15 protein-coding genes and 2 pseudogenes are annotated in these 17,069 nt (G+C 62.5%); 6 read left to right on the plus strand and 11 right to left on the minus strand.

Annotation, left to right across the window (positions count from 1 at the left end):
• Nucleotides 1-155 precede the first annotated feature (155 nt).
• Nucleotides 156-305, minus strand: a pseudogene (locus FBY10_RS32385) (ABC transporter ATP-binding protein); the annotation flags it as partial.
• A gap of 339 nt (nucleotides 306-644) precedes the next feature.
• Here FBY10_RS32385 and FBY10_RS30120 point away from each other — a divergent pair.
• Entirely contained in the window at nucleotides 645-860 is a 216-nt protein-coding gene (locus FBY10_RS30120) for a molybdopterin-binding protein (RefSeq protein WP_003173733.1), read from the plus strand.
• 55 nt (nucleotides 861-915) lie between these two features.
• On the opposite strand, the gene FBY10_RS30125 is transcribed toward FBY10_RS30120, so the two are convergent.
• The 7 genes and pseudogenes from FBY10_RS30125 to FBY10_RS30155 all read right to left on the minus strand — a co-directional run bounded on the left by FBY10_RS30125 (nucleotide 916) and on the right by FBY10_RS30155 (nucleotide 7,235).
• On the minus strand, nucleotides 916-2,061 hold the full coding sequence (locus FBY10_RS30125) for a MalY/PatB family protein (protein ID WP_131696506.1): 1,146 nt from the start codon (nucleotides 2,059-2,061) through the stop codon (nucleotides 916-918).
• Between the two features lie 78 nt (nucleotides 2,062-2,139).
• A pseudogene (locus FBY10_RS30130) lies at nucleotides 2,140-2,340 on the minus strand (LysR family transcriptional regulator); the annotation flags it as partial.
• 79 nt (nucleotides 2,341-2,419) lie between these two features.
• On the minus strand, nucleotides 2,420-3,730 hold the full coding sequence (locus FBY10_RS30135; RefSeq protein WP_131696505.1) for an MFS transporter: 1,311 nt from the start codon (nucleotides 3,728-3,730) through the stop codon (nucleotides 2,420-2,422).
• A 144-nt stretch (nucleotides 3,731-3,874) separates the two neighbouring features.
• Nucleotides 3,875-4,507, minus strand: a complete 633-nt coding sequence (locus FBY10_RS30140; protein WP_131696504.1) for an N-carbamoylsarcosine amidohydrolase — start codon at nucleotides 4,505-4,507, stop codon at nucleotides 3,875-3,877.
• A gap of 34 nt (nucleotides 4,508-4,541) precedes the next feature.
• On the minus strand, nucleotides 4,542-5,294 hold the full coding sequence (locus FBY10_RS30145) for an Asp/Glu racemase (RefSeq protein ID WP_131696503.1): 753 nt from the start codon (nucleotides 5,292-5,294) through the stop codon (nucleotides 4,542-4,544).
• Nucleotides 5,295-5,304: 10 nt separating this feature from the next.
• A complete protein-coding gene (locus FBY10_RS30150; RefSeq protein WP_145338821.1) occupies nucleotides 5,305-6,105 on the minus strand; it encodes an alpha/beta fold hydrolase in 801 nt (266 codons plus the stop codon).
• Entirely contained in the window at nucleotides 6,102-7,235 is a 1,134-nt protein-coding gene (locus tag FBY10_RS30155; RefSeq protein ID WP_145338822.1) for an FAD-dependent monooxygenase, read from the minus strand. The genes FBY10_RS30150 and FBY10_RS30155 overlap by 4 nt, the downstream gene beginning before the upstream one ends.
• A gap of 305 nt (nucleotides 7,236-7,540) precedes the next feature.
• On the opposite strand from FBY10_RS30155, the gene FBY10_RS30160 reads away from it, so the two are divergent.
• From FBY10_RS30160 to FBY10_RS30175, 4 genes are all read left to right on the plus strand, one after another.
• A complete protein-coding gene (locus FBY10_RS30160; protein ID WP_131696500.1) occupies nucleotides 7,541-8,593 on the plus strand; it encodes a 2,5-dihydroxypyridine 5,6-dioxygenase in 1,053 nt (350 codons plus the stop codon).
• A 122-nt stretch (nucleotides 8,594-8,715) separates the two neighbouring features.
• Nucleotides 8,716-9,150 (plus strand): MarR family winged helix-turn-helix transcriptional regulator, encoded by a 435-nt coding sequence (locus FBY10_RS30165; protein WP_131696656.1) that lies wholly within the window; start codon nucleotides 8,716-8,718, stop codon nucleotides 9,148-9,150.
• A gap of 142 nt (nucleotides 9,151-9,292) precedes the next feature.
• The gene (locus FBY10_RS30170) at nucleotides 9,293-9,784 is read left to right on the plus strand and encodes a (2Fe-2S)-binding protein (RefSeq protein WP_131696499.1); all 492 of its coding nucleotides are present in this window, start codon (nucleotides 9,293-9,295) and stop codon (nucleotides 9,782-9,784) included.
• Nucleotides 9,781-13,302 carry a molybdopterin cofactor-binding domain-containing protein gene (locus FBY10_RS30175; protein WP_145338823.1) on the plus strand — a complete coding sequence of 1,174 codons (3,522 nt, stop codon included), beginning with the start codon at nucleotides 9,781-9,783 and terminating at the stop codon, nucleotides 13,300-13,302. Before FBY10_RS30170 ends, FBY10_RS30175 begins: the two co-directional genes overlap by 4 nt.
• A 10-nt stretch (nucleotides 13,303-13,312) precedes the next feature.
• Here the strand turns inward: FBY10_RS30175 and FBY10_RS30180 are convergent, their stop codons facing one another.
• On the minus strand, nucleotides 13,313-13,963 hold the full coding sequence (locus tag FBY10_RS30180) for a TetR family transcriptional regulator (RefSeq protein ID WP_145338824.1): 651 nt from the start codon (nucleotides 13,961-13,963) through the stop codon (nucleotides 13,313-13,315).
• A gap of 160 nt (nucleotides 13,964-14,123) precedes the next feature.
• Here FBY10_RS30180 and ggt point away from each other — a divergent pair, with 160 nt between their 5' ends.
• Complete coding sequence (ggt, locus tag FBY10_RS30185) at nucleotides 14,124-15,848, plus strand: gamma-glutamyltransferase (RefSeq protein ID WP_131696496.1); 1,725 nt, start codon at nucleotides 14,124-14,126, stop codon at nucleotides 15,846-15,848.
• A 38-nt stretch (nucleotides 15,849-15,886) separates the two neighbouring features.
• On the opposite strand, the gene FBY10_RS30190 is transcribed toward ggt, so the two are convergent.
• Both FBY10_RS30190 and pnuC read right to left on the minus strand, forming a co-directional pair.
• A complete protein-coding gene (locus FBY10_RS30190) occupies nucleotides 15,887-16,405 on the minus strand; it encodes an AAA family ATPase (RefSeq protein WP_145338825.1) in 519 nt (172 codons plus the stop codon).
• Entirely contained in the window at nucleotides 16,402-16,965 is a 564-nt protein-coding gene (gene pnuC, locus FBY10_RS30195; protein ID WP_131696494.1) for a nicotinamide riboside transporter PnuC, read from the minus strand. Before pnuC ends, FBY10_RS30190 begins: the two co-directional genes overlap by 4 nt.
• Nucleotides 16,966-17,069: the final 104 nt, after the last annotated feature.

Here is a 17,069-nt window from a genome sequence, read left to right on the forward strand (position 1 = left end):
CTTTTTGTGGTGAGCGGGCTTGCCTCGCGCTGGGGTGCGAAGCAGCCCCAATCAGGATCCCTGTGTTCTGTCAGGTAAACCGCAGCGCCTGGTTTTGGGTCTGCTCCGCAGCCCAACGCGGGGCAAGCCCGCTCGCCACAGGTTATGAGTAGTCCTCAGATCACGTGGGCACGCTGCAACTCGGTCAAGGCCAGCGCCTTGAGCCGGGCCAGCAACGGATCACGTCGGTCTCTCGGGTGCGGCAGGTCGACCCCCAGTGCCTGGCGAATGCTGCTCGGTTGGTTGTCCATCACCAGCGCCCGGTCTCAGGGGTTGTCATCGCTGATACCGATGTTCGGCTCCACCGTGAGCCCAGGCATCAGGCGTGGTTCCCGAAACACAAACACCACTTCGCCGTCGAGGATGCGTCAGGCGCACTGCCGACCCAGGATCGAGTCGCGGCCGACGCAGCCTTGCCGAGACTCGAAAGCTGCTACCGCGGGGGGAGCAAATTGTTGATCGGCTGTTGATGGGGCAACAGCTTGTATATTTCTATATGGAATAAATAAATAGTTATATATTCCTTTTAATGTTCTCTCGGATAACGCACTTTGAGGGCCTGCGCATTCGTGCGGATTGACCCAACAGCCAAAAGGAAAGCCGACATGACCATTAAAGCGATCAACGTGCGCAACCAGTTCAAGGGCGTGATCAAGGAAATTCTGCTGGGCGAGGTGGTGTCCGAAATTGACGTGCAAACCGCATCCGGCATCGTCACTTCGGTGATCACCACCCGCTCGGTGCGTGACCTGGAATTGAAGGTAGGCAGCGAAGTGATTGCCTTTGTGAAGTCCACCGAAGTGTCCATCGCCAAGCTGTGACGCCCACCTGATGTGGGAGCGCTGCTCCCACATTGATAAAACCTGCGACGGTGCCTTAGCGCTGCTGCAGCGCACGCTCCATACGTTGCAGACCCTCTTCCAGCAAGGCCCGTGGGCAGCCGAAGTTCAGGCGCACGAACTGCTGGCTGTCGTCACCGAATTCGATCCCCGCACTCAGCCCGACCTTGGCCTGCTCCAGGAAGAAGTGCTGTGGGTCATCCAGGCCCAGGGCGCTGCAGTCCAGCCAGGCGAGGAATGTGCCTTGCGGCGCATGCATCACCACGCCGGGCAAGCGGGTTTGCACGGCCTCGAACAGGTAATCGCGGTTGGCTTGCAGGTACTGCTTCAGCGCGTCGAGCCATTCACCACACTGGCTGTAGGCGGCGCGGGTGGCTTCCAGGCCCAGGGGGCTGACGCTGTCGACCATGCCGCAGCGGGCCTGGTTGAAGCGCTCGCGAATCTCGGCGTTCTGGATCACCGCAAAGCAGGTCTTCAAGCCGGCTACGTTGTAGGCCTTGCTCGCCGACATCAGCGTGATGGTGCGCTGGGCAATCTCAGGGCTGAGGCTGGCGGTGGGGATGTGGCGGCGGCCGTCGAAGCACAGCTCGGCGTGGATTTCGTCACTGATGATCAGCGCGCCGTTATCCAGGCAGGCATTGGCCAAGGCCAGCAGTTCTTCACGGGGGAAGACCTTGCCGATGGGGTTGTGCGGGTTGCTCAGCAGCAGTGCGCCGGCGCCGGTCAGGGCCTCGCGCAGGGCGGGCATTGGCGTGATGTATTCAGCGCCGCGCAATTGGAACGGTACTTCGATGCGCGGCAGGTTCCAGTGGCCGGGCGCCAGGCGAATCGGGCGATAGTTGGGGGTTTGCAGCACCACCGGCTGGCCCGGTTGTACAAAGGCGTGCAGCGCCATATTGAAGCCAGGCTCAACGCCGGGCAGGAACAGCAGGTCGTCGGGCTGTACGCGCCAGGCGTACTTGGCCCACAGGTCGGCCACGATGGCCTCGCGTACATCCGGGCCGGCCACGCTGTAGCCGAGAATCTGCTGGTCGACGCGAGCGTGCAGGGCCTGGAGAACGGCGGGCGGCGCGGCGATGTCCATGTCGGCGATCCACATCGGCAACACATCGGCCGGGTAACGGTTCCATTTGGTACTGCCAGTGCCGAGGCGGGGGTGGATCGTGTCGAAATCAACGCTCATGAGGGGGCTCGTGTCAGGGAGGGCAGACGGGAATGGCGATGATTCTAACGGGATAAAATCCAGATGCCAGCCCCGTCTTTACAGGCCCTGGTTGCCCCGAATCAAGTCATACGCCTTGCGCGCAATCGGGTTTGCCGTATTCGGCCGAATCCACAGGTAGTACGTGACCTCCGGCAACCTCGGCAACCCATCCGTTTCGCCCAGCACGCGCATATCCGGGCCGAGCATTTCCATGCTGCGCGGCGTCACCCCCAGGCCTGCGCGAGTGGCCGCTTTAATGCGAAGACCTGCAGCGCGGCTTTGCCCTGGCGGGCTGAGGATGACCGCTCCCGCGCAAGGCGGGTGCGGTACAGGGGTGTCAGCGATTGACCAGTTTCGCCGGCAACGCGATGACCAGGAAGCTGCTGAGGATCAGGCAGCCGGCAAAGAACCACAGCGCGCCGGCGCTGCTGCCGGTGACGTCGATCGCCACCCCCATCAACGAGTTGCTCACCAGGCCGGCGATATTCGCCAGCGAGCACGCCAGGGCAAAACCGGTGGCGGCGGCGGTGCCTTTGAGAAAGGTCGCCGGCAGGCTGAAGAACACCGGCACTGCGCCGATGATCGCCGCCGAAGCAATCGCGAACAGCGCCACGGTAGCCGCGACGTTATGGGTGAAGAAGGTGCTGGTGGCCATCGCCGCCGCGCCGATGAAAAACGGCACGATGATGTGCCAGCGGCGTTCGCGGTGTTTGTCGGAGCTGGCGCCGATCAACAGCATGCCCAGCAGGGCGGCGACGCTCGGCAGGGCGGTGAGGATGCCGATATGGAAGGTGTCGGTGACCCCGGCGTTGCGGATGAACGTCGGCATCCAGAAGCCCATGGCGTAGGCGCTGAGCAGGATCGAGAAGTCGATGCCGCCGAGCATCCACACCTTGAGGTTGAAGAATCCGTCACGGAAGCTGTGCTTGCTGCCGGCGCCATCGGTGTCGTCCTTGCGCAGTTCGGTTTCGAGCAAGGCTTTTTCTTCGTCCGACAACCATTTGGCTTGCTGGTAGGTGTTGGGCAGCGCCCAGAACGTCAGCGCGCCGAGCACTACGCTGGGTACCGCCTCGATCAGGAACAGCCATTGCCAGCCGCGCAGGCCGCCGATGTGGTCGAAGTGGCCCATGATCCAGCCGGACAACGGGCCGCCGATCACGCTGGACAGCGGCAGGCCGATCATGAACAGCGCAATGATGCGCCCGCGCCGATGGGTGGGAAACCAGGTGGTCAGGTAGTACAGCACGCCAGGCAGGAACCCGGCTTCGGCGGCGCCGAGCAGGAAGCGCAGGATGTAGAACTGGGTCGTGGAGGTGACCAGCATGGTGCAGGCCGACAACAGGCCCCAGGTGATCATGATGCGCGCGATCCAGATCTTTGCGCCGACCCGCTCCAGTACCAGGTTGCTGGGGACTTCAAAGAGGATATAGCCGACAAAGAACAGCCCGGCGCCGAGGCCGAACGCGGTTTCGCTGAACTGCAATTGGTCGAGCATCTGCAGTTTGGCGAAGCCGATGTTGATCCGGTCGAGGTAAGCGGCCAGATAACAGAAGCACAGGAAGGGAATCAGCTTCCAGGTGATCTTGTGGTAAAGCGTGTTGACCGGATCGGCGACCGTGGTCGCGGGCGCTGCATTCGCAATGGGCATCGGGTGTCTCCTGGCGGTGACTTATGGTTTTTATACAGCCGCTTTTGTTTCAGCACTTCGGAATGCTGTCGAAGCGGCTTCCAAAGGCAGTGTCAGAAATGTTCTGCAGGTGCCGTGCTCTGTGGCGCGGTTGGGGGTAAGGCCTCATTGCTCCCTGAACTTGCTCATGGCCTCCTGCTTGCTCACCACGTCGCCGTACTTGCTGTCGATGTCGAACAGGTTGGCTTCATGGGGTGCCGGGTGTCGATCACCGACGCACTCACGCACGACGATGGTGCGAAACCCATGCTGCACTGCGTCCACCGCCGTCGCCCGAATGCAGCCGCTGGTGGAACAGCCGGCCAGCACCACCGTGTCGATACCCTGGGCATGCAGCATCGAAGCCAGGCTGCTGCCGAAAAACGCGCTGGCGTACTGCTTGGTGATCACCACTTCATCGGCTTGAGGCAGTACCTCGGCGCAGAACGCCGCCAGTGGGTTGCCTTCGACCATGTCTTTCATCACCGGGGCTTTTTTCACCCAGATACCGCCATCGGCGAAATGGCCGGGATGGTAGCGGATATTGGTGTGCACCACCGCAATCCCGTGCTGACGTGCGGTAGCCAACAGTTCGATGCTTTCAGCCACGGCGACAACCACTTCGGGTGCATATAACGGCGCGCCTTCGGTGGTGTAGCCCTGCATGAAGTCGATCATCAGCAGCGCGGCTTTCTTGCCGAAGCCGATGCGGTTGCCCCACACGCCCTGGTAGTTGGCGTTGGCGGATTGTTCGCTCATCTTTTCAATCCCTCATTTTCGAACAGGGCTCACTTCAGTACGCACCGGAGAGCAGGGCGCCCGCACCGGGAACGATGGGTTCCAGGTCCAAAGCCTTGAGCATGGCGTAGGTGGTGGCGATGGCGGCGGTGAGCACCGGCTTGCCGGTTTGCGCCTCGACCTTGGCCACCACCGGCAGCGACTGCATCTGCACGCAAGCCGACAACACGATCACGTCGACGCCTTCCAGGTTCATGCCGGCAACGATGGCCGGCAGGTTGGCCGGGTCGTGGCGGGCCACCTCGAGGTTGTCGGGGATCTCCAGCGCGCGCCAGTCCACCACCTCGAAGCCTTCTTCGCGGATGTAGTTCACCACCAGCTCGGTCAGCGGTTTCATGTACGGCGCGACAATCGCGATGCGCTTGGCGCCCATCACCTGCAAGCCTTCGATCAGCGCACCGGCGCTGGTGATCACCGGGGCGTTGGCGTCGTTATCGGCGGTGGCCTTGCGCAGGCGTTGTTCGGATTTGCGGTGGTAACCCAAGCCCATGGCCATGATCGCCACCAGGCACGCATACCCCAGCACGTCGACCTTGGCGTCGGACAGTTCGACGGCGCAGCGGTCGGATTCGCCGTCCATGGCCGCCAGTTCTTCCTTGCGCACTTGCTTCATGCGCATGCGGCTGGAGTGGAAGGTAAAGCGCTCGGGGCGGATCGCCTGGCGTGCGGTGAGCATGGCGGGGATCTCGGTCTCCATGGTGGTGTTGGAGCTTGGCACTATCTGGCCGATGCGGTAGGGCTTCTGCATGGAAGTGTCCTTATTGTTGTGTGAGGAAGTCGCCGAGGGCATCGAAGAAACCTTCAAGGTCATCCCACGGAATCATGTGTCCGGCATTCGGCACGCGGACCACCTGGATGCGCGCTTGCAGGTCCTGGATCTCGGCGATGTCCTCGTCGAGGATCACGCCGCCGCGTCCGGCCACCATCAATAGGGCTGGGGCCATGAGGTGGGGCAGGTCCTGGTGGAAGTCCACCGTGTGGAAGTCATTGAAGGCGCGCACGATGGCGGGCTCAAAGCAGGTGTGCAGCCATTCGGCGCGCAGGTGCAGTTGCTCGTCGGTCCAGGTGGCGCAGAAGGCGCGCATCGCCTGTGCATCCATGCCGACCAGGGATTGACGGATCGAGTCGACGTACCACGGCAATTTGCTCGGATACTCGCGTCGGCCCGGGCCGGATACCGGTGGGTCAATCAACACCATGCGGTTGACGCCCTGGGGATGCAGCACGGCGCTGCGCACGGCAAAGCGCGCGCCCATGGAGTGGCCCATCAGGTGGTAGCTGTCCAGGTTCAGCGCATCGGCAAAGGCACCGACGTCCTCGGCGCAGGTATCCGCGCTGTAATCCAGCTCCGGACCCGTCGAGGACAGCCCGCGCCCGCGTACATCCAGCACGTAGGTGTCGAACTGCGCGCCCAGGCGCTCGGCCACGAAGCCCCAGGTGATCGCCGGGCTGGTGATGCCCGGGATCAGAATCAGAGTCGGGCCTTTGCCGCCATAGCGCAGGTAATGCTGGCGAATGCCATTGGCCTGGACGTTGCCGCCGTAAAGGAAGGTACTCACGCGGCCACCCCCGATTTGAGCGGCTGGGCGTAGAGGTCATAGCCATAGACCCAGGCCGGGTCTTCCTGGGTGCGCAACCAGGTGTTGGCGTTCGATACGGCCTGCACGCGGGATGCGCGCTCCTTGCGGTTGGCTTCGTAGAGTCCAAAGGCCGTGCGGTAGTCGCTGATGCCGGTTTCCTGCAGGCAGCGGGTGAGCATCGCGGCGTCTTCGATGGCCATGCCGGCGCCTTGGGCCATGTGTGGCTTCATCGGGTGGCAGGCATCGCCCAGCAGCACCAGGCGGCCGCGGCTCCACAGCGGCAACGGGTTGCGGTTGCGCAACGGCCACTTGGTCACGCTTTCGGTGCTCTCGATCAACGCCTGCACGGTGGGATGGTAGCCCTTGAAGGCGTCGAACATCTCTTCGCGGCTGCTGTCGACGAACGCGCCCTGGAAGTCCCATTCGGCATGGGGCACGCCGGTCACGTAGTAGTACTCGTCGCGCTTACCGGTGGTGTAGTAGACCATCATGTGGCGGTCCTCGGTCCACCATTTGATGCAGTCCTCGAACTTCAAGTCGTACTTGGCCAATTGGTCGCCACGGATCAGCGCGCGGTGCGCGACCCAGCCGCTGTACAACGGCTTTTCCGCGCCGAGCAGCTCCTCGCGGATCTTTGAATTGATGCCGTCGGCGCCGATCACGATGTCGGCATAGGTCACTTCGCCGTCAGCGAAGGTCAGGCGCACCTGGGTGTCGGTTTCTTCGAGGGTTTCCAGGCGCTTGTTGAAGTGCAGGGTGCCAGGCTTGAGGGTGGACATCTGCAGGGCGTGCAGGTCGCCGCGGTGCACGGTGATGTAGGACGCGCCATAGCCGGTGAGCGGGATACGCGAGAGGTATTCACCGCTTTCGCCGCAACGACTGAACCAGTACTCGGGGTGCGAGCCCATCAGGTCCAGCTGCTTTTCGATGCCCATGCGGCGGAAGATTTTCATGATGTTGGGGCCCATGTGGATCCCCGCGCCCAGCCGGGAGAACTCGGGTGCCTGCTCGTAGATGTCGACGTCGAAGCCGGCTTGCTGCAACAGGGTGGCTGCAGCTGCACCGCCCAGGCCGGCACCGACGATAGCGATTTTTTGTGTGCTTCCCATGGGGCGTGATCCTCTGTCTCTTTGATTGTCGGCGGCATCTGTCCGCGAGTTTTTTAGTGTATACGCTACTTTTTTAAAATTGAAAGCCCAAGTTAATGAAATTGTTTTTTGGCTGTATTCGTCATCTGTACTGTATTTATCCCTGTATCTGTTGGGTATGTGTGAAAAAGTAACGTTTTTGTGCGGTGCTTGCAGTCCGCCTTCAATTCAGGTCTTATCAATATTAATTGGCGTGTACGCTATATAAATGCACCAGTGTGAAGCGCGATGCCTGAACGTGGTGCAGCCCCACAGGAGACAGGAAAATGCCGGTAAGCGATTGCGAACTGACCCAGATGTTTGAACACGTGCTGAAGCTGTCGAAGGTCGATCCGACTCAGAGCGTTGCCGTGCTCAAGAGCCATTACTCCGATCCGCGCACCGTGCGCGCCGCGATGGATGCGGCGCAGCGCCTGGGGGCCAAGGTGTATGCGGTGGAGCTGCCATCGTTCAACCATCCACGGGCGATGGGCAATGACATGACCGCCTACTGCGGCGACACCGCGCTCACCGGCAATCTCGCCGCCCAGCGCGCCCTGGAGGCGGCCGACCTGATCGTCGACACCATGATGCTGCTGCATTCGCCGGAGCAGGAGCAGATCCTCAAGACCGGCACGCGCATCCTGTTGGCGGTGGAACCGCCGGAAGTGCTGGCGCGCATGCTGCCCACCGAGGCCGACAAGGTGCGTGTGCTGGCCGCCGAGCAGTTACTGAAAAAGGCGCGTTCGATCCATGTGAAGTCCCGCGCCGGCAGTGATTTCCGCGCCGCATTGGGGCAGTACCCGTCGGTGACCGAGTACGGTTTTGCCGATGAGCCGGGGCGCTGGGACCATTGGCCGAGCGGTTTCCTGTTTTCCTGGCCCAATGAAGAAACCGCCGAGGGCGTGCTGGTGCTGGATGTCGGCGATATTCTGCTGCCGTTCAAGACCTATACCCGCGAGCAGATCACCCTGGAAATCGAGAAGGGCTTTATCACCGGGATCCACGGCGGTTTCGAGGCCGAGTACCTGCGTGACTACATGAAGTACTTCAATGATCCCGAGGTGTACGGCATCTCCCATATCGGCTGGGGCCTGCAGCCACGGGCGCAGTGGACGGCCATGGGGCTGCACGACAAGAATGACGGCATGTGCATGGATGCGCGGGCGTTCTATGGCAATTTCCTGTTTTCCACCGGGCCGAATACCGAAGTGGGTGGCACACGCAAGACGCCCTGCCATATGGATATTCCGCTGCGTAACTGCGATGTGTATCTGGATGATGAGGCGGTGGTCATTGGCGGGGATGTGGTTGCCCCAAAAGCTTCCCTGGCACGCTGAAAATCCAATGTGGGGGTCAAGTCCCCCACATGTTTGACCGAGTTTCTTCAGTGGGAAACTTGAGTACATCCAATAACGCGGCCATCATGCCCACCCATCGCCAACCACCCACCGAGCTCGCCGTGCCTGATTCCTACGTTTTTTCTGAACAAGTTGGCCACCTGCTGCGCAAGGCCTACCAGCGCCACCTGGCGATTTTTCAGCAGAATGTCGGCGATTCCCAGCTTACCGCCGTGCAGTTCGTCACCCTGTGTGCGTTGCGCGATCACGGTGCAAGTTCCCTCACTGAACTGGTCAAGGCCACGGCCGTGGACCAGGCGACCATTCGCGGGATTGTCGAGCGGCTCAAGGCCAAGGAACTGATCACCCTTGAGCCCGACCCGCAGGACAAGCGCAAGGTGGTGGTCGATCTGTCTGCCGCCGGCGCCGAGCTGGTCGCGCAAACCACGCCCCGCGCCGCACAGATCAGCGAATTGACCATGAGCAACCTCAACCCTGCCGAACGGATCGCGGTGCTGTTTCTGTTGCGCAAGATGATCGACGATCCCCAGGAATAAAGCCGGCTGGCATCGTTTTTGCTCTGTGTTGATGTAGCAGGCACTTCATCAGTCAAGTGTGTCGTGAGACCCCAGGTTCGCGACGCTTTTTTTTGGCTTATTAATGTAGTGCCTACTTCATCAAATGATTCGGGCGAAGCAAATGATCAGCCAGCACATCACGGTAGCGCTTGAGGTCAATGGGCAAACCAGCGAAGTCAGCGCCATGGCGGATACACCGCTGTTGCTGGTACTGCGCAATGATCTGCAACTCAACGGCCCCAAGTACGGCTGCGGCCTGGGCGAGTGCGGTGCGTGCACCGTGATCATCGATGGCGTCGCTGCGCGGTCGTGTGTATTTCCGCTGTCGGGCGCGGTGGGGCGCAAGATCGTCACCCTCGAAGGCCTCGGTACCCGCGAGGCGCCGCACCCGGTGCAGCAGGCCTTTATCGATGAGCAGGCCGCGCAATGCGGCTACTGCCTCAACGGCATGATCATGGCCACCAAGGCCTTGCTCGACCGTAACCCCAGCCCCAGCGAAGCCCAGGTGCGCCTTGAGCTGGCGGGCAACCTCTGCCGCTGCGGCACCCATATCGAAATCCTTCGCGCGGTGCTGCGAGCCGCGCGCCTGATGAACGTGGATGGATCACCATGACCGACACCCCGCTTTCCCGTGACCAGTGGCTGGCCAAGACCGGCGTTCTGTTGATCGTCGATGACGTGCTGCCGCCTTCGGGGCCGGTGGCCAAGGGGGGTACGCCCAGCGTGAAGCCCAAGGAGCTGGGGCTGTTTATTGCCGTCAACGATGACGGCCTGGTGTACGCATTCAACGGCCATGTGGACCTGGGCACCGGCATACGTACCGCGCTGGCGCAGATCGTCGCCGAGGAACTCGACCTGAGCATGAAGCAGGTGAAGATGGTGCTCGGCGATACCGAGCGCGTGCCGAACCAGGGCGCGACCATTGCCAGTGCGACGTTGCAGGTTTCCGCGATCCCACTGCGTAATGCGGCGGCGGAGGCGCGGCGCTTCTTGCTGGCGCGGGCGGCGGGGCGCTGGGGCGTAAGCACGGCCAGCCTCAGGGTGGAAGGCGGCATGATTCACGGCGTCGACGGGCGTACCAGCACCTACGCGGAACTGGTCAGCGGCCAGCACGACCAGTTGCGCATCAGCGGCGATGCGCCCCTCAAGGCCGTCGAGGACTATCGCCTGGTGGGCAAGGGCGCTGCGCGGGTAGACATCCCAGGCAAGGCCACCGGTGAACTGACCTATGTGCACGATATGCGTGTGCCGGACATGCTCCACGGCCGGGTGATCCGCCCGCCGTATGCAGGGCTTGATTGCGGTGACTTTGTCGGCAACAGCCTGCTGCGCGTGGATGAAGACTCCATCGCCCATATCCCCGGTATCGTCGCGGTGGTGGTGATCCGCGACTTTGTCGGCGTAGTGGCGCTGCGCGAAGAGCAGGCGATCAAGGCTGCCCAGGCGTTGCAGGTGCATTGGAAACCCTGGAATACCGCGCTGCCGGACATGGGCGATGTGGAACAGGCCATCCGCGATAACCCACGGGTGCGCCGCACCGTGCTTGACCAGGGCAATGTCGACGCAGCCCTGGCCGACGCCAGCCAACGCATGCCGCGTACGTACCTGTGGCCATACCAGATGCATGGCTCCATCGGTCCCTCCTGCGGGCTGGCCGATTACTCGCCGGCCGGCAGCCGCGTGTGGTCCGGCAGCCAGAACCCGCACCTGCTGCGCGCCGACCTGGCGTGGTTGCTGGAATGCGATGAGGCGCTGATCGAGGTCATCCGCATGGAAGCTTCCGGCTGTTACGGACGCAATTGTGCCGACGATGTGTGCGCCGATGCCTTGCTGTTGTCCCGAGCGGTGGGCAAGCCGGTGCGCGTGCAATTGAGCCGCGAACAGGAGCACCTGTGGGAGCCCAAGGGCACCGCGCAGTTGATGGAGGTGGACGGCGGCCTCAACGCCGATGGCAGCATCGCCGCCTACGACTTCGACACCAGCTACCCCTCCAACGGCGCACCGACCCTGGCACTCTTGCTCACCGGCCGCGTCGAACCGCTGGCGGCGATGTTCGAGATGGGCGACCGCACCTCGATTCCGCCCTACGACATCGACAACCTGCGCGTGACCATCAACGACATGGCGCCCATCGTGCGCGCGTCGTGGATGCGCGGCGTGTCGGCGTTGCCCAACACCTTTGCCCACGAGTCCTATATCGATGAGCTGGCCTTCGCGGCCGGCGTCGACCCGGTGGAATACCGCCTGCGCTATCTGAAGGACGAGCGCGCCATCGACCTGGTGAAATCCACCGCCGAACGCGCCAACTGGTCACCGCGCACCGCGCCGATGCAGACCGCCAGTGAAGACCACCTGCTGCGCGGTCGCGGCTTTGCCTACGCGCGCTACATCCACAGCAAGTTCCCCGGCTTCGGCGCAGCGTGGGCCGCCTGGGTAGCGGACGTGGCCATCGACAAGCACACCGGCGATGTGTCGGTGACGCGGGTGGTGATCGGGCATGACGCGGGGATGATGATCAACCCGTCTGGCGTGCAGCATCAGATCCACGGCAATGTGATCCAGTCCACCAGCCGCGTGCTCAAGGAGCGTGTGACCTTTGAAGAATCGACGGTGGCGAGCAAGGAGTGGGGCGGTTACCCGATCCTGACGTTCCCGGAGGTGCCGCAGATCGACGTGCTGATGATGCCGCGTCAGGACCAGCCGCCTATGGGCGCGGGTGAATCGGCGTCGGTGCCCAGCGCGGCGGCGATTGCCAATGCGATCTACGACGCCACCGGGATTCGTTTTCGCGAATTGCCGATCACCCCGGAGCGGGTGCTGGCGGCGCTGAATGCCGGCACGTTGGGTGAACCGGCCAGGTCGCCGGAAAAACGCCGCAAGTGGTGGTTTGGTGCGCTGTTCGCGACGTTAGGCGCGCTGCTGGCTACGGCCTGGCCGTTTCACAATGAAATCGCACCCATCGCTGCGCCGAGTGCCGGCACTTGGTCAAAGGCCACGTTGGAGCGCGGACGCTTGCTGGCGGCGGTGGGCGATTGCGCGGTGTGCCATACGGCGCCCGGTGGCGCGGTCAATGCCGGTGGATTGGCCATGGAAACCCCCTTCGGTACCCTGTACAGCAGCAATATCACCCCGGATGTAGAGACCGGCATCGGCGCCTGGTCTTATCCTGCGTTCGAGCGGGCGATGCGCGATGGCATTGGTCGCGACGGGCGCAACCTGTACCCGGCGTTTCCCTATACGGCGTTTCGCAATATCAACGATGCGGATATGCAGGCGCTGTACGCCTACCTGATGTCCCAGGCGCCGGTCAGCCAGGCGCCGACGCCGAATGCCATGGTTTTTCCGTTCAATATCCGGCCGCTGATGGCGGGGTGGAATGCGTTGAATCTGCGCCGCGGTGAAATATCGCTGCAGCCTGAGCGCAGCGAGCAATGGAATCGCGGCAATTATCTGGTGAACGGCTTGGGCCACTGCGCCGCGTGCCACTCGCCGCGCAATTTCATGGGGGCCGAGAAGGGCGGTAAGTCCTTCCTGGCGGGCGGCATGGTCGATGGCTGGGAGGCGCCGGCACTGACCGGGTTGTCGAAGGCGCCGACGCCATGGACCGAGGACCAGCTATTCACCTATCTGAGCACCGGTTATTCCGATGCCCATGGTGTGGCGGCAGGCCCGATGGGGCCTGTGGTGAGCGAGTTGTCGAAACTGCCCAAGGCAGATATCCGTGCGATGGCGGTGTACCTGGCGTCGCTGAAGGGCGAGGCCGTTGCTGAGGTGCAGGTGGCTGCCACGGTGCCAAATCCCAATGGCCGGCGCGTGTTCGAAGGTGCGTGCAAGGCCTGCCACGCCGACGGGCTGGGGCCGAAATTGTTTGGGGTGAGCCCGTCGCTGGCAACCAATACCAATGTGTACAGCGACCAGCCGGACAATCTGATCAAGGTGATCCTGCTAGGCATCAGCAAACCTGCGACCAAGGACCTGGGCTACATGCCGGGTTTCAAGGACAGTTTGTCCAACAGCCAGGTGGCGGATCTGGTGGCGTACCTGCGCGGGCGGTTTGCGCCGAATGCGCCGGTGTGGAGTGGGGTGGAACAGAAGGTCGCGCAGCTGCGCGCCAACCCTGGTACTCACTGACACGACAGGGTTAAAGCGGAGGGAGGGGGGTCACGCCGCGCACCACCAGGTCACTGATAAACCCCAGCCAATCCTGCTGCTGCCCCTTGTTCGACAAGTCTTCGCCGAGGAATGAGCTGAGGGTGTGGCGGTTGGAGTTATAGAAGTAGCACAGCGAGGCGATCATCAAGTACACGTGCTTGAGGTCGACATCCTTGCGGAACACGCCTTGGGCCTGGCCGGCTTCGATGATCGGGCGCAATACGCCGACCGCTTCCCCCGACAGCCTGCGCAATTCGCCGGACTGCTTGGCGTGCTTGCCCTGGTGCAGGTTCTCGATGCTCAGGATCGCCACGAACTCCGGGTGCTTGACGTAGTAGTTCCAGATAAACGCGACCAGCTCGCGCAGGGCCTGCACCGGCGCATCCAGGTCCAGCTTGAGTGTGCTTTCGGCGTGGTTGAACTGCTCGTAGGTGTGTTCCAGCACGCAGACGAACAGGTGTTCCTTGCTGCCGAAATAGTAATAGAGCATGCGGTCGTTGGAGTCGGCTTCCTTGGAAATGGTGTCGACGCGCCCACCGGAATAGCCGTCGCGGGTGAACACCTTGACCGCCGCCTGCAGAATGCGTGAACGCGTCTGGTCCGCCTGTTGGGCACGAATTCCGGTCTTCTTGATCGCCATGTCAAAGCGCCTTGCAGGACAGTTTGGGCGCGAAATATAGCATGGGCTTTTTCCGCTCCGTTCTGTGACCGACAGGTTCTGTAATAAAAACGCCATTGCGCTGGGGATTAAATTCGGGGCGGGCTATTTTGGTGCGTCTCAATAACTAGAGTAGCCATGGATGAAATACCAACCCTTCAACCGCGCATTAATTGCCACCGCCTTGGTGTTGACGGTCAGCGGCGTGCAAGCCGCTTCCCAGGCCCCGGTGGCCGGTGAAAATGGCATGGTGGTGACCGCCCAGCATTTGGCCACGCATGTCGGCGTGGATGTACTCAAGGCCGGCGGGAACGCGGTGGATGCCGCCGTGGCGGTCGGCTACGCGCTGGCGGTGGTGTACCCGGCGGCGGGTAACCTGGGCGGCGGCGGCTTCATGACCGTGCAACTGGCGGATGGGCGCAAGACCTTCCTCGACTTCCGCGAGAAAGCCCCGTTGGCGGCCACCGCTGATATGTACCTGGACAAGGCCGGCAATGTGGTCGAAGGCTTGAGTGCCAAGGGGCATCTGGCTGTCGGCGTGCCCGGCACCGTGTCCGGCATGGAGCTGGCCCTGAGCAAGTACGGCACCCTCAAGCGCGCCCAGGTGATTGCCCCGGCGATCAAGCTGGCGGAAAACGGCTTTGCCCTGGAGCAGGGCGATATCGACCTGCTGCACACCGCCACCGGCGAGTTCGAAAAAGACAAGGATATGCGCGGGATTTTCCTGCACAACGGCCAGCCGCTGCAGGTCGGCCAGAAGCTGGTGCAGAAAGACCTGGCCAAGACCCTCAAGGAAATCTCCGCCAAGGGCAGCGACGGTTTCTATAAGGGTTGGGTCGCCAAGGCCCTGGTGGATTCCAGCCAGGCCGGCAAGGGCATCATCACCCAGGCCGACCTCGACAGGTACAAAACCCGCGAACTGGCGCCCATCGAGTGCGACTACCGTGGCTACCACGTGGTCTCGGCACCGCCGCCAAGCTCGGGTGGGGTGGTGATCTGCCAGATCATGAACATCCTCGAAGGCTACCCGATGGCTGACCTGGGCTATCACTCGGCCCAGGGCCTGCACTACCAGATCGAAGCCATGCGCCACGCCTATGTGGACCGTAACAGCTACCTGGGCGATCCGGATTTCGTGAAGAACCCGATCGAGCATCTGCTGGACAAGAACTACGCGGCCAAACTGCGTGACGCCATCGATCCGCACAAGGCCGGGGATTCCCAGGCGATCAAGCCGGGCGTGTCACCCCATGAAGGCAACAACACCACCCACTATTCCATCGTCGACAAGTGGGGCAACGCGGTCTCGGTGACCTACACCCTCAACGACTGGTTCGGTGCGGGCGTGATGGCGAGCAAGACCGGGGTGATCCTCAACGATGAAATGGATGACTTCACCGTCAAGGTCGGCGTGCCGAACATGTACGGGCTGGTCCAGGGGGAAGCCAACGCCATCGCACCGGGCAAGGCGCCGCTTTCCTCGATGAGCCCGACCATCGTGACCAAGGACGGCAAGGCCGTGATGGTGGTGGGTACACCGGGCGGCAGCCGCATCATTACGGCGACCTTGCTGACCATCCTGAATGTCATCGACTATAAGATGAATATCCAGGAAGCCGTGGACGCGCCGCGTTTCCACCAGCAATGGATGCCGGAAACCACCAACCTGGAGACCTTCGCGGTCAGCCCGGACACCCAGAAGATTCTGGAAAGCTGGGGCCACAAGTTTGCCGGGCCGCAGGATGCCAACCACTTGGCGGCGATCCTGGTTGGGGCACCGTCCCTGGAGGGTAAGCCGGTAGGTAACAACCGCTTCTATGGGGCGAATGACCCGCGTCGCAATACCGGCCTGTCGTTGGGCTACTAACCGCCCCGGTGTTGTAGTGAGCGGGGCAAGCCCGCTCACTACAACAGCTGTTCTACCGCAGCAAACGCGGCGGTGCGGCGCTCCTCCCAACTCCCCCTGATGACCACCACCGCCTGTCGATGCGCCTGCATCCACGCCATGCTGTCCTGGAAAAACGCCTGGCGGTCGGCCAGTTCCGGTTGGCAGCGTTGACCGTCGGCGGTCCATTCCACATCATCCGGCGATAACAGCAGGTGCAGGTCGTACTGCCGGGCCAGCAGTTCGTCGTCGAGCCGTGCCGGGTAGTCGCCGAACAGGGTCTGGCTCCACAGTATATTGGTCAGCAGGTGCGTATCGAGAACCAGCAGGTGCGGCTGCCGGGCGCGGGCGGCATCTTCCCAGGCCAGTTGGCCGTGGGCGATGGCTGGAATATCCGCCAGGGTGGTGTCGCGCTGGTGATGGTCCATGAAATCGCGCACGTATTCACGCACCATCAAACCGCCAAAATGCGCGTGCAGCTCGGCGGCCAGCCAGCTTTTACCGCTGGATTCGGGGCCGGCCAGTACGACCACCTTCATGGTTGCAACGCCGGGTCGGCGCGCCATTCACGCCAGCCTTGCACGGCGATCACGGTGAACAGGGCATAGAGCGCAGCGGTGAGATACAAGCCCTTGTAGAGGAACAGCCCGACGAAAATCACATCCACCGCGATCCACAGCGGCCAGCATTGCACGCGTTTCTGCGCCATCCACATTTGCGCCACCAGGCTGAATCCGGTGAGGGCGGCGTCGAGCCAGGGCTGGGCGGCATCGGTCCAGTGCGCCATCGCAGCGCCCAGCAGCAGGCTGCCGACCGCGCCGATGGCCATGCTGGTCATGATTGCGGGCCAACCCAGGCGGGTGACCTGGCGCCCTTGCCTGACCTCGCCGGCGCGGGTCCACTGCCACCAGCCATAGACTTGCAAGGCGGCGTAGACCACCTGCAGCAGCATGTCGGAATAGAGCTTCACGTCATAGAACACCCAGGTGTACAGCAACACCATCACCAAGCCGATGGGCCAGCACCAGGGGTTCTGTTTGACCGTCAGCCAGACAGCGATCACCCCCAGGGCGGCGGCGAACAGTTCAAGCCCGGACATGGCAGTTCCTTGGGAGAGTGGGAGAGGGCGGGGATTGTAACCAGAGGCCAGCAATCTTCAAAACACAGTAGGGCAAATGTGGGAGAGGGCAAGCCCCTCCCACA

It is taken from the genome of Pseudomonas sp. SJZ103 (genome assembly GCF_007828335.1).
Classification (GTDB): Bacteria; Pseudomonadota; Gammaproteobacteria; order Pseudomonadales; family Pseudomonadaceae; genus Aquipseudomonas.